Source organism: Anaerovorax odorimutans (assembly GCF_024459955.1).
GTDB lineage: Bacteria > Bacillota > Clostridia > Peptostreptococcales > Anaerovoracaceae > Hominibacterium > Hominibacterium odorimutans_A.
In genome coordinates this window covers 28,621-41,871 of the sequence record NZ_JANFXK010000025.1, presented here as the reverse complement: position 1 = coordinate 41,871, position 13,251 = coordinate 28,621, and the positions used below count along the sequence as shown (strand labels likewise).

General features: G+C 50.1%; 11 protein-coding genes. All 11 read right to left on the bottom strand.

The genetic code is table 11. The features are described from left to right. Window positions 1–342: 342 nt before the first annotated feature. A complete protein-coding gene (gene rpmE, locus NE619_RS16320; RefSeq protein WP_256133533.1) occupies window positions 343–543 on the bottom strand; it encodes a 50S ribosomal protein L31 in 201 nt (66 codons plus the stop codon). Window positions 544–1,161: 618 nt separating this feature from the next. Next, window positions 1,162–1,836 (bottom strand): potassium channel family protein, encoded by a 675-nt coding sequence (locus NE619_RS16315; protein WP_256133532.1) that lies wholly within the window; start codon window positions 1,834–1,836, stop codon window positions 1,162–1,164. Between the two features lie 10 nt (window positions 1,837–1,846). After that, window positions 1,847–3,142, bottom strand: a complete 1,296-nt coding sequence (locus NE619_RS16310; protein WP_256133531.1) for a TrkH family potassium uptake protein — start codon at window positions 3,140–3,142, stop codon at window positions 1,847–1,849. Window positions 3,143–3,264: 122 nt separating this feature from the next. Beyond that, window positions 3,265–4,464, bottom strand: coding sequence for a [FeFe] hydrogenase H-cluster maturation GTPase HydF (hydF, locus tag NE619_RS16305; RefSeq protein WP_256133530.1), 1,200 nt, complete (start codon window positions 4,462–4,464; stop codon window positions 3,265–3,267). A gap of 17 nt (window positions 4,465–4,481) precedes the next feature. Further along, entirely contained in the window at window positions 4,482–5,900 is a 1,419-nt protein-coding gene (gene hydG, locus NE619_RS16300; RefSeq protein ID WP_256133528.1) for a [FeFe] hydrogenase H-cluster radical SAM maturase HydG, read from the bottom strand. 19 nt (window positions 5,901–5,919) lie between these two features. Beyond that, window positions 5,920–6,873 carry a [FeFe] hydrogenase H-cluster radical SAM maturase HydE gene (gene hydE / locus NE619_RS16295; protein ID WP_256133526.1) on the bottom strand — a complete coding sequence of 318 codons (954 nt, stop codon included), beginning with the start codon at window positions 6,871–6,873 and terminating at the stop codon, window positions 5,920–5,922. A 211-nt stretch (window positions 6,874–7,084) separates the two neighbouring features. After that, entirely contained in the window at window positions 7,085–7,951 is an 867-nt protein-coding gene (gene prmC / locus NE619_RS16290; protein WP_256133525.1) for a peptide chain release factor N(5)-glutamine methyltransferase, read from the bottom strand. Continuing rightward, complete coding sequence (locus NE619_RS16285) at window positions 7,942–9,000, bottom strand: DUF1385 domain-containing protein (RefSeq protein WP_256133524.1); 1,059 nt, start codon at window positions 8,998–9,000, stop codon at window positions 7,942–7,944. The genes prmC and NE619_RS16285 overlap by 10 nt, the downstream gene beginning before the upstream one ends. 2 nt (window positions 9,001–9,002) lie before the next feature. Next, the gene (gene rho, locus NE619_RS16280; protein WP_256133522.1) at window positions 9,003–10,523 is read right to left on the bottom strand and encodes a transcription termination factor Rho; all 1,521 of its coding nucleotides are present in this window, start codon (window positions 10,521–10,523) and stop codon (window positions 9,003–9,005) included. A gap of 215 nt (window positions 10,524–10,738) precedes the next feature. Then, on the bottom strand, window positions 10,739–11,647 hold the full coding sequence (locus tag NE619_RS16275) for a DMT family transporter (RefSeq protein WP_256133521.1): 909 nt from the start codon (window positions 11,645–11,647) through the stop codon (window positions 10,739–10,741). Window positions 11,648–12,361: 714 nt separating this feature from the next. After that, on the bottom strand, window positions 12,362–13,210 hold the full coding sequence (locus NE619_RS16270; protein ID WP_256133520.1) for a 3-hydroxybutyryl-CoA dehydrogenase: 849 nt from the start codon (window positions 13,208–13,210) through the stop codon (window positions 12,362–12,364). Window positions 13,211–13,251: the final 41 nt, after the last annotated feature.

Sequence of the window (13,251 nt, the reverse complement as noted above, 5' to 3'; positions counted from 1 at the left end):
ATTTTCTCAAGTGAATTTCCTTCGCAAAAAGAGACATTTTCTCAAGTTATTGACATATTGGAGTTCCTATCACTGTTGTATCGGCTCCAAATATAGCAATCAGTACAGAAAATTGGCCGTAAGTTTGTTTGCGACGTTTGCGACCAAATCTCGATTTTGCCGGCGGATCCCGCGACCATTGGGCCAAAAGAAACACCTTGGTCGCAAACTATGCCGCCTGCCGTATTATGACGGAATCGTGTTCGCTCCGTATAAAAAATAACCACCTTCCTGCTGACACGTCCGCCCCGAATTTTTCCGGGATACGTGCCACTCGAAAGATGGCTATCGATAATAATCTTCTTAGTCCAGATGATACTTGTTCTTGAACTTTTCAACACGTCCACCACGGTTGATGAACTTCTGCTGACCTGTAAAGAATGGATGACACTCTGAGCAAACGTCCAAACGAATTTCTTCCATTGTGGACTTTGTAACAAATGTGTTACCGCATGCGCAAGTTACTTTACATTCCTTATAGTCAGGATGGATTCCTTCCTTCATGCTTCTCACCTCTTTCCTGCTCGGGTCTTACCACCCTTTGCATAAATTACTGCCGTGCAGCCTATATAATATATCACAGCCTGGCCCGAAAAACAAGTGTTTTTTGCAATCTGGCGGTCTGTTCTGGCAGCCTGTGCGGGAAATATTTCCCTGGCGTAAAATCGTCGAATAAGCTTTTTTCCATTTTATATTCCAAATGCCCTTCCAAAGTTGCTTTGTGAACATATTTTTCTGGAATTGTGTTAAAATTTCGCACAATTCCAGGGGTGAAGCAATCTAAAAAGGCAAACTTATTCATATGCTAGCTACAATAGCAGCAAATTTGTGGCAGCGACAATTTAACTGCGCTTATTTTATGTTCACTTATGCCGTAAAATCGTCCATTTGGAACATAAACCGCCGAAACCACCGATTTTTTTAAATTCGCCTTCGCTGACTGCGCGCCAAGCCGGGCGCCTGCTCATCAAGCCGGCCGATCTCCCCGCCAAACGGGCTGACTTGCTCACCAAACCAGCCGCTTATCCGCCAAGCCAGCTGCTTGCCCATCAAACCGGCCGCGCCGCCTACGCCGCCCGCCCGCCCGGGGCCCGCGGGCCTGCGGGCCCCGGCACAAAAGACTTAACCCCGGTTCATTACCTTTCGCTCAAAGCGGTCGGCATCGGCAAATTTCCCTATGACTAAAATAGCGTCGTCCTCTGTCAGCACCTCATCCAGGCTGGCGTCCGGCAGCGTTATGTTGGGCTCCTTTTCCAGAGCGATCAGTTTCAGGTCGTATTTATCCAAATGCAGATCGTGGATTGTTTTGCCGTGGAGACGTTTATCGACTTTGATCTCCGATACCACATAATCGTCGTTGAGCCTCATCATGTCCAGCGCCTTTGATCCCAGCAGAACGGCAGCCAGGCGGGTGGCAGTCTCCATTTCGGGATGAACGACCTCGGCTCCGATTCTTTCCAGAATGATGCCGTGTTCAATGCTGTCCGCCTTGGCGATAACTCTGGGCACCCCCAGATTAAGCACATTGAGAGTGGTTAGAAGGCTCACGTCCACTTTCTCACCAATACATACGACAACCGTTTCACATTCGCCGATCCCCGTTTCCTCCAGCGCGTCCTTCGTCAGCTTGCCCATCCGGAAAGCATCCTGCACATGATTGCGGACCAGCCTCAGCTTGTTCTCATCCCCGTCAATGGCGATCACCTCTGCTCCCGACTCCGCCAGAGTTTTTGCCAGCGCCAGACCGAAACGGCCCAGCCCTATGATCCCAAATCCCGATCTTCTTCCTTCTTTCATACAAACCTCCCTATCCTATAGTCACATCTTCTTCCGAATATGTGACCGCCGGAACATCCCGATTGAGCCAGATCGTAGCGATCGTCAAAGGCCCCAATCTTCCTACAAACATGGTAACGGAAATAATAATCTTGCTCGCCGCGCACAGAGAAGGCGTAATTCCCGTGGACAGTCCCGTTGTCGCATACCCGCTGATTATCTCGAAAAATATCTGCTGAAAGGTAAATTCCGGCTCGAGCATGGACACCAGAAACGTACTGAGTATAATCACGCTGACCGCCATGGTGAAAACCGTAAAAGCCTTGGTCACAACCGTTTCCGGCAGCTTTCTTCTGAACGCCGTGCAATGCCTGTTAAAGATAACGCTGTTGGCTTTCCGGCAGAGGACAAAAAACGTCGTGGTTTTGACGCCCCCTCCCGTGGAGCCCGGCGATGCCCCGATAAACATGAGCACCATCAGGACCAGCAGCCCCGATTTGCTCACGGCGCCAATATCCACACTGGCAAATCCGGCGGTTCTGGCAGAAACACTCTGAAAAAAGGCATCCAGCCAGGTAAAGGAACTGCCTTCCGTACATTTGAGCAGAAGCGTTCCGCCCAGTAATAGGAAAAAAGTAGTGGCGATAACGACTTTCGTATGAAGCGACCACCGCCTCGGTGACTTCCCGGAAGCCATCTCACTGATAACAAAGAATCCCAGGCCGCCGAAAATGATCAAACCGCTTGTTACCAGGCAGAGCCACACGTCTGAACTGTAATTGATCAGACTCTGAAAATCACCCAATATATCAAACCCCGCATTGTTAAAGGCTGCAATGGAATGGAAAAGGCTAATCCCTATTGCGTCTGTACGGGCAAAATCCTGCGAAAAAGACAGATAGCTGGCGGCAGCGCCTACAAGCTCAAAAGCCACAGTCACGTACAAAACCGCTCTTACGACAGCTGTAAGACCCTTTCCTGAGGACAGGTTCAGCGACTCCTTAATCAGCCGTTGTTTTCCGATACCGAATCGGCCGCCCGCCGTCAGTATGACGATCACACCTATGGAAGTAATGCCCAGACCGCCAATCTGTATCAGCGCCGCCAGCACAACTTGTCCGAAGAAAGAGAAAGTGGTCCCCGCGTCCACGCTCACAAGCCCTGTAACGCATACTGCGCTTGTGGAAGTAAACAAACTGTCCACAAAGGAAACGCTTTTCCCTGCGGCGGCGGATATGGGCAGCATGAGAAGGACGGTTCCCAATAATATAATGCTTAAAAACCCAAGAACAACCATCCTCCTGGGTTTTAGTCTTTTCGATTTCATTTCCGGTAAATCTCCTTAATGTCTGGTTCTCGTAACAGCCGGGATCATTATAACACAACATGGGCAAATAAAACATATTTGCCCATGTAATTTATAGATATTATGTACGATAACGCAGCGGTCTATTCCGGGATCCGGATTTTATCCAAAATACCGTTGAGTTTGGCCATCGTAATTCCGTAATTGGTAATGGCCACCCCTGCCGCCTGGGCTTCCGCGATTCTGGAAAGGACGTGCCTTCTGTTGAACATGCATGCACCGCAATGTATAATCAGATCGTAGTCGCTCAAGTCATCAGGGAATTCCGATCCCGCTACAACATTAACCTGCAGATCTTCCCCAAAACGCTTTCTCAGCATCCGGGGAATTTTCTCCCGCCCGATGTCTTCTTCCAGCGGCGCGTGGGTACAGGCTTCCGCAATCAAAACCTTTGAATCGGCAGTCAGTTGGTCGATGGCATCCGCTCCTTTGGTAAAAACGCCGATATCCCCTTTATATGCGGCAAAGAGAACGGAAAAGGAGGTCAGCCGGCTTTCTTTCGGCTTGTGCTCATAAACCTCTTTAAAGCATTGAGAGTCTGTGATGATCAGTCCCGGAGCCTTCGCCAAAGCTTTGAGGCTTCGAACGAACCCGTCGGCAGTGGTGCATACGGTCGTGCATTTATTATCCAGAAGTTCGCGGATGGTCTGTACCTGCGGCAGAATCAACCTGCCCTTTGGCGCCTGAATATCCTGAGGCATAACCAGCATGACCAGTTCGCCGTGCTTTACCATATTGCCCAGAATGCGTTTCCGCTTGAAGTCCTCCGGTACGGCCTTTTCAATGGCCTGCTTGATATCTTCCATGCCCTCTCTTCGCAGCGCGCTGACCAGAATAGGCTCAATCCCCAACTCCTCTTCTATCGCTTTTGCCAGCAGGCTCTCCCCATAGATTTCATCGGACTTACCAATGACCGGAATCACCGGAATGCCCGCCGCCTCCAGTTTCTGAATCCATCTTTTTTCCTTTGTGAAGTCTTCATCCTCAAAAATTACAATGGCTACATCGGTCTTATCCATCACCTCGGCGGTTTTTTCCACCCGCAGAGCTCCAAGCTCTCCGTCGTCATCGTCAAATCCCGCCGTATCGATGAAAACAACGGGTCCTATGGGATGCAGCTCCATCGATTTAAACACCGGGTCTGTGGTAGTTCCCGGACGATCGGATACCAGAGAGATGTTCTGATTGGTAAGGGCGTTAATCAGCGAAGATTTTCCCGTATTTCTCTTTCCGAAAATACCGACATGGAGCCGGTCCGCTCTCGGTGTTTCATTTAAACTCATAGTGTCCTCCTCAAAAGTTACAGTCTGAAATCCCGACGGCCTTCCTGAATGTCTCCCAGATGCTCCCTGACAACCTCTTTTACTTTTTCGTTGGGAATCATTTCCAGTCTCTTGGCGATGATCGCCTCACCCTTGGCTTTGGTTTCCGGTGACGCGTAGTCCTCCAGATATTCCTTTAAGGTCATCAGTGCGTTAGGCTGACAGATATTTGCGATCTGCCCGTTCTTTACCAGACTCATGAAGCGGTCTCCCGTCCTTCCTTCTCTGTAGCAGGCGGTACAGAAGCTGGGTACGTGTCCCTCATCGATCAGCCAATCCACTACCTGATTGAGGGTTCTCGTATCGCTGACCTCAAACTGTGCGGAATTGTCCTCTTCATCTTCCTCCTCCACATAGCCGCCTACGCTGGTTCTGCTGCCGCCGCTGAGCTGGGAAACTCCCAGGTGCAGAGCTGCCGCACGCATTTCCTTGCTCTCTCTTGTGGACATGATAATTCCCGTATATGGAACTGCGATTCTCAGCAGGGCGATGATACGCTTGAAAATTTCATCCGGTACACCATTATCGAATTCATCCGGGTCAATGTCATCGGCGGTCCGTACCCGCGGCACACTGATCGTATGCGGCCCGCAGCCGAAGGTATCTTCCAGATGCTTGGCGTGCATGAGAATTCCTACGAAATCATATTTGTACAGATTGAGTCCAAAGAGAACGCCGCAGCCCACATCGTCGATGCCGGCCTCCATTGCCCGGTCCATAGCCTCGGTATGGTAAGCGTAGTCGCTCTTTGGTCCCGACGGATGAAGATCTTCGTAAGCTTCTTTATTATAAGTCTCCTGGAAAAGAATATATGTACCGATTCCCGCATCCTTCAATTTCTTGTAGTTTTCCACAGTGGTCGCCGCAATGTTGACGTTGACTCTGCGGATAGCCCCGTTCTTGTGCTTGATGCCATAGATGGTTTTGATGGATTCCAAAACGTATTCAATGGGATTCATTTTGGGATCTTCGCCGGTTTCCAGGGCCAATCTCTTGTGCCCCATGTCCTGCAGAGCCGTCACTTCCTGCACGATTTCCTCCTGGGTCAGTTTTTTGCGGCGAATGTGCTTATTCTGGCCATGATACGGACAGTATTTGCATCCGTTGATACAGTAGTTGGAAAGGTACAGCGGCGCAAACATAACGATACGGTTGCCATAAAATTTCTCTTTGATTCTTTCGGCCAGGCTGAAAATTTCCTGATGAATCTGCGGGTCTTCGCACTCCAGCAGCATCGCCGCCTCCTGATAGGTCAGGCCCTTGCAGTCCTCCGCCCGTTTGAGAAGCTGACGCATGGCCTCCAGGTCATTTTTGTGTTCTTCCGCATATTTTAAGGTGCGTTTGATCTCAGCGTCGTCGATAAATTCAGTCGCGATTTTGGATTTACTGTTGTACATGATTCTTCCTTCCTTTTGTTTAGAGGGGGATTCTTCCCAGCCCTCTGATCTGTTCCTCTAGTAGTTTTCTGTCTTTTTTAATATCCGTCTTTTCCAGCTTTGCCGGATAGATTTCATATGCCTCTTTGTATGGGTCCGGCGTTACCTTTTTCATAATAACATTGGCGCCGCAGGCGAAAGCGTTTTCTTTTTCCTTCTGATTGATGACTCCCAGAGAGGTTGTCACCGGAAGATTGGCCTTGGGCAGCAGCAGCCTTGCCAGAGCAACGGCCCGTTTGGTCAGCTCCGGGCTGCCTTCCTTTTCCTTTCCCAGCGGGGTATCCGGATGGGGAATAAAAGGACCGATTCCCGCCATGGCGCAGTGCAGCTTTTGCAGCAGCAGCAGATCGTCGGCAATGGTTTCCAGGGTCTGGCCGGGAAGACCGATCATAAATCCGCTGCCTGTTTCATAGCCCAGGCGATAGATATTTTCCAGGCAGGTCACCCGCTCCTCGAGAGTGCCGCAGGGATGCAGCTGCTTATACAGCTCAGGATCCGCCGTCTCGTGCTTGAGCAGGTAACGATCCGCGCCGCAGTCCCGAAGATATTCCAGTTCCTCAAAGGTAAGCTCGCCGCAGCTGAGAGTCACGGCAGCGCCCGCTTTTTTAATTTCCTTCACTACCTGCCCCAGGCTCTCCTTGTGAAAGCACGGGTCCTCGCCGGACTGGAGAACGATGGTTCTGTATCCCGCATCTATAGCCTGCCTGGCCGTATCCAGAATCTCCTCCGGGGACATTCGATAGCGAATAACGCTTTTGTTGGTGCTGTTGAGGCCGCAGTATCTGCATTTTCTGCCACAGATATTGGAAAACTCTATGATCGCTCTGATGTGTACCTCATCGCCCACGTTTTCCCGTCTCACAGCATCGGCCTTTTCATAGACCGGGCTGAAATCATCCAGGGCCAGCAGCTGAGCCAGCTCTTTCTTTTCCATAATTTACTCCATTCAAATCAAAAAATCTCTGCATCGGCCATGCCATACAGAGATCGTTCACATATTTCGTATGCCACCGCCTTTCCATAAGAATCCCTTCTTTCTGGTTCAGTACGATTTACTTTTCTGTTTCCTTTGAAATCGGGCATCCCCCTTTTTCTCAGGTGTAGTATAATTTTACCACAAAAATGGAAATCCAACCACTGAATTTTCAGTACAATGTTGCTGTATATATAACCCGATCATGTCCGGCCAGATCCTTAACCACATTGACCTTGGTAAATTTTTTCGTCTCTTTAATCAGCGCGGTCACATCCTGCGCCTGATCGTGGCCGATCTCCAGGACCAGAACGCCATTCTTGCGCAGATACGCCGGCGCGTCCGCGATAATCTTTCTGTAAAAATCCAGGCCGTCCTCCCCGCCGTCGAGGGCCATAAGCGGTTCAAAGGATTTCACCTCATCCTGCAGAATGGGAATCATATGGGTACGGATGTAGGGCGGATTGGAAACGATCATGTCAAAGCGTTTCTTTCTCACCGCCTGGTAGAGATCTCCCTGAAAAAATTTGATCTTGACGCGGTTTTTCTCCGCGTTCAGCTTCGCGGTCTCCAGCGCTGCCTCACTGTAATCGCTGGCCGTCACCTTTATATTCTCACAGACCCTTGCCAGAGATATTCCGATGGCTCCGCTGCCGCAGCACAGATCCAGTACCTTCCAGCCTCTTTTCTGCCGTATGCGGGGATTGTCTCCCCGGATGATCTTCGCTGCTTCTTCCACCAGAATCTCCGTATCCTGACGAGGAATCAGCACGTCGGGGTTTACCTGAAAGGTCAGTCCCATGAATTCCTGCGAACCCGTGATATGCTGCAGGGGAATCCGTTTTTCCCGCTGGCTGATGAGATCGAAATATCTACGCTGCAGCTCCTTATCCACAGGCTGGTTGGCTGCCAGAAAAAGGTCCACCCGGTCCTTTCCGGTCAAATAATAATATAAGAGCTCCGCGTCCAGCCAGGGGTCCATACAGTGGGCCTCAATGAGCCTGATCTCCCCCGCCTTTATCATTTCTCTTACAAGCATGTGTCGTCGTCCTTCTTCTCTTTCTCTGAATTTTCTTGTGTCTCCGGTTCCTCTTTTGCCAGAGGCTTCCCGTCCTTATCGCACAGTCCCTCATAACAAGGCGTGTCCGGATCTACCATTACCGCCTTCATAGCCGCGATCGCCACTTCCAGCTGTTCCTTATCCGGCTCAGCGGTCGTCAGCTTCTGCAGATAGAGCCCCGGCAGGCTGAGAACCTTAACCAGCCAGTTGTCGCTGCGGCCCGCCCATCTGAGCAGTTCATAGGAAAGTCCCGCGATGACCGGTATCAGTAGCAGTCTTGAGGCAATCCGCCAGAACAGATTGGGCCATCCTAAAAGAGAAAACAGCACCAGGCTGATTACCATTACGAACATAAGAAAGCTGGTTCCGCATCTGGGATGCAGGGTATAAAAACCCTGGCAGTTATCCGGGGTCAGTTCCAGCCCATTTTCAAAGCAGTGGATGCACTTGTGCTCAGCTCCGTGGTATCGGAATACGTTCTGAATATCCGGCATTTTAGAGATAGCCAGAACATAGATGATAAACAGCATAATACGCAGTACGCCCTCTACCAGGTTGAGCACTACGCCGCTGGAGGTGAAATGGCCCAGCCAGTTGACGGCGGCCGTAGGCATAATGATGAAGATGCCCACCGTCAAAAGCAGAGCGATCACCACGGAAGCGTAGAGCATCACATTCCAGGCGCCCTTTTCGCCAAACCTTTTTTCCAGCCAGAGGCTCAGCTTGTCGTCTTCGTATTCGACCGCATCCGGTCCATCATAGCTTTCCAGCACCTCAGCCGAATACATCAGGGTCCTGGTTCCTGTAACCAGCGAGGACACGAAAACACCGACGCCGCGGATGATGGGAATTTTCATCCACTTGGCCGGTTTCTTTAATTTCTCCGTCTTTATGTGTATATCTTTATTGGGAAAACGGACAGCCACTGCGGTCCGATCCTCCCCTTTCATCATAATCCCGTCTAAGACGGCCTGTCCTCCTACCTTCGTAGGACAGGCGTCTTTTACAAATATTCGTTTCAGATCCATGCTTACCCCTCAAGTCTTACTTTTCTGATTACCTGAATGAAGTCGCGGTTGTTTTTGGTGTGGGTCAGATTGTCGATGATCGTCTCTGTCACATCCTGCGTACTTCCGTTTGAAAGCGCTCTGCGCATAGCCCATACCGCGCCCAGCTCTTCCTGATTCATCAACAGATCTTCTCTTCTGGTTCCCGACTTATTCAGATCAATGGCCGGGAAGATACGCTTTTCGGAAAGCCTTCTGTCCAGATGCAGCTCCATATTTCCCGTTCCCTTAAATTCTTCGAAGATGACGTCGTCCATACGACTGCCTGTTTCCACCAGCGCAGTGGCAAGGATCGTAATGCTGCCGCCCTCCTCCATGTTTCTGGCCGCGCCGAAGAACTTTTTCGGTTTGTGGAGCGCTCCCGGATCCAGTCCGCCGGAAAGGGTTCTGCCCGATGCGGGAACTACCAGGTTATACGCTCTGGCCAGTCTGGTAATGCTGTCCAAAAGAATGACTACGTCTTTTCCGTGTTCCACCAGACGCTGGGCCCGCGCCAATACCATTTCCGCGACCTTTACATGGTGCTGCGGCAGCTCGTCAAAGGTGGAGTAGATAACCTCTCCCCCCTGGAGAGAACGTTTCATGTCCGTAACCTCCTCCGGTCTTTCGTCCACCAGAAGAACGATCATTTCAACGTCCGGATATTTCTTTTCAATGCTGTTGGCAATCTTTTTCAAAAGAACGGTTTTTCCTGCTTTCGGCGGTGCTACGATCAGTCCGCGCTGTCCCTTTCCTATGGGCGCGATCAAGTCGATCAAGCGCATGGAAAGATCTCTGCTTCCGTCCTCCAGAGTCAGCCTCTGATCGGGAAAGATCGGCGTCAGATCCTCAAAATGCGGCCGCTTTATCGCTACGCCGGGCTCATCCCCATTAACCGTCACCACATAGAGCAGCGCTCCGAACCGCTCCCCTTCGTTGGGTTTTCTTGAAATTCCCCGGATCTTATCACCGGTCTTCAGATTGAACCTTCTTATCTGGGCAGGGGAAACATAGATATCCTTGTCGCTGGTGAGGAAATTGGAAAAACGCAGGAAGCCAAAGCCGCCGTCGGCAAGTTCCAGGATGCCTTCCACTTCAGGCCGATCCTCTTTGTCCGGCACTACTTTCCGTTCGCCCCTTTTCCCCTTGTTCTCCGCAGCCTCGTCTTCTGCTGGAGGCGCGGCGGCTTCGGGCTCTTTATCCTTTGCCTTTGTCTCTTTGGCAGGTTTTTCTTCTCCGCCGGGCCTGGCTTCTTTGACCGGATCTGCGTCCTTTGCTTTTGCCCTTCCCCTCGGCATTTTGGCAGTTCTTCCGTTTTTCTCCCTACTCCTGGGCTTCGCTTCCGTCTGTTCCGTTTCGGCGTCCTCTGCCTGCTGCGCAGGCACCTGCAAGAGCGCTTCGATAAGCTCCGCTTTACGCATAGCGTCACAGCCCTTGAGCCCCAATTCCTTTGCCATTGCTCTCAATTCGGCTACTTTCTTCCCCTTAAGTATTTTTTCTTCCATAAGTCACATTCCACGCACAGCAACGCCATGCGTTCCTTTCTTGCTTTTGTCGTCCTGTTTTGGTGATTTCACTGGAGGTCGTGTAAATAGATAAAACAGATAAGATTTTCAGATCTCTAATATAAATAATATATACCAATTCGAGGAAGGGTACAACGTTTTTCTTGCACCGGAAGAAAAAATATGCTCAGGCAGCTTTCTTTATGCTTTCCCGCTTACTCCGTATCCGCAGGGCTATCCGTCCCCTTGTCCGGCAGCACCGATGACAGGGTGACTACAATCAGAATAACCGCGCCTCCCAGCAGCTGCCGCAGACTCAGAACCTGCCCAAAAAACAGAAAGGAAAAAACCACGGTCACAAGGGGCAGCAGGTTGGCGTAGAGGGAGACGGTTGTGACAGACAGCCTGCCAACACCATATATGTACATCGCCTGCCCCAGGGCAATGCATACCACCCCCGTGGCGATCAGAATCGTCCAGTCAAATCCGCTCAGGCTCAGAACCTCTGCCGGACCGGACGCAAGGAAAAACGGAAGCTCGAAAATCGTTCCCACAAGGAAAAGAACCGCCGTAACAGCAATTAAATCGTATTTTTCCTGCAGCGGCTTTACTAAAATGATATAAGAGGTCCAGGACAAAGCGGCGGCAAACATAATCAGAATCCCATACACCGTGCCTGTTAGATTGGATCCTTCCGATCCTGTTACGATCAGAAAAACGCCTGCCAAAGAGCAGCATGCGCAGATTCCCTTCTTCCAGGATATCGGATTCTTGAAAACGAGTCTGTCCCCGGCCATGCCGAAAAACGGAATCAAAGCCAGGATCAGCGATGCCAGGGAACCGGAGGTTTTCTCTATACCGGTTGCCTCAAGGGTATAATAAAGAGCGAACCCAATGCCGCCGCACAAGATCACTCTCAGAAGATCTTCTTTTTTAATTCTCAGGCTGATTTTCCGCACTGCGGCGTAAGCCATCAAAATAACCGCAGCCAGTAAAAGCCTCAGAAAAATAACGGTTACCGGCGAAGCCGTCTCTGTCAGTTTGTCGATAACGATAAAATCAAAGCCACCCATAACGTGGTAAAAGTTAATCGCCAAAAGCGGCAGCAAAACACTCTTTTTCATGGTCCCTCCTATTATCCTGCTTTTTCGTGATGCCATAATAAAATTATAGCTGACAGCCGCCGCCATTCCTATAGCGGATGGCGGCAATGAGGTACCAATATACAGCGGAATCAGATGCTTTTTTCGGTATGGGAAGGGGAAAACTAATCCTTATGTTATGCCCGGCGGTTTGAAGCGGTGGCTTTGGTAACCGGTCTGCAAATTTCAGAAAAAGTTACCGCAGCTTCTTACGGAATCCGGCCTGCTATCGCAGCTGCACTGGGTCACAGCGTATGAATATCAATGGGGCGTATTTTATCGCACTGCTTTGATAGTTTCATAGCGATTCGGGAAGGGACGCGCGGCTAAATATCAATCAGGAGTATTTGATTGCGCGATTTTGACAGTTTTTTAAAAATCTCACCTCATTCTTTCCTAAAAATATCATTTGTCCTTCAAACGATCGCATATTACGATATTCCTCCTTATTTTCCCGGGGCAACTCCGACAGAACTATCAGTTTTCCACTTTTTTCGGAGTCTGTGTGACATTTATCCTTTTCGGATGCAGGCTGCCGGGCGCAGCAGAGGAAGCCGTATAGAAATCGGCAGCTTTCCATCGGCAGTAGCCGATGGTTTTCGCTTCTCCGCACAAAAAGAGAGCTATCGCGCCGGATCAATCCGGCACAATAGCTCTGAATTTACGTTCTATACGCAGGTTGCAGTATGTATCCGTTTATTTGCTGTAGTCGTAGAAACCAACGCCAGTCTTTCTTCCCAGCTTGTTGGCTCTAACCATTTTTCTCAGCAGTGTATGCGGTCTGTATTTTGTGTCGCCAAATTCTGTGTACAGAGTTTCCATGATTGCCAGGCAAACGTCCAGTCCGATCAGGTCGCCCAGTGCGAGAGGTCCCATCGGGTGGTTTGCGCCCAGCTGCATAGCTGTGTCAATGCCTTCAACGTCAGCAACGCCGTCAGCCAGGATGCCGATACCTTCGTTTATCATCGGGATCAGGATTCTGTTTACTACGAATCCAGGAGCTTCGGCAACGTCTACAGGAGTCTTCTTCAGGCTTCTGGTCAGTTCGAGAATTGTTTCTCTTGTTTCATCGGAAGTTGTCAGACCTTTTACGATCTCAACCAGCTTCATAGCAGGAACCGGGTTGAAGAAATGCATGCCGATGATCTTGTCCGGTCTGTTAGTTGCAGCTGCGATCTCTGTGATGGACAGAGCGGAAGTATTAGTAGCGATGATTGTGTCCGGCTTGCACAGTTCGTCCAGCTCCTGGAACAGTGCTTTCTTTGCTTCCATATTTTCAGTAGCGGCTTCGATAATCAGGTCAGCGTCTTTTACGATGCTGATATCGGTTGAACCGTGAACTCTGCTCAGGATTTCATCTTTGTCAGCAGCTGTAATCTTTTCTTTTTTTACCATTTTGTCCAGATTCTTTGTAACGGTAGCGATACCGTTGTCAACGGAAGTCTGTCTTCTGGCTCTCAGTACTACTTCGTATCCGTTCTGAGCAAGAACCTGAATAATTCCAGCACCCATTGTGCCTGTTCCTAATACTCCTACTTTTTTCATTGTATGTCCTCCTTGTAGTGTAACAACCCGCCTTCTCGGAG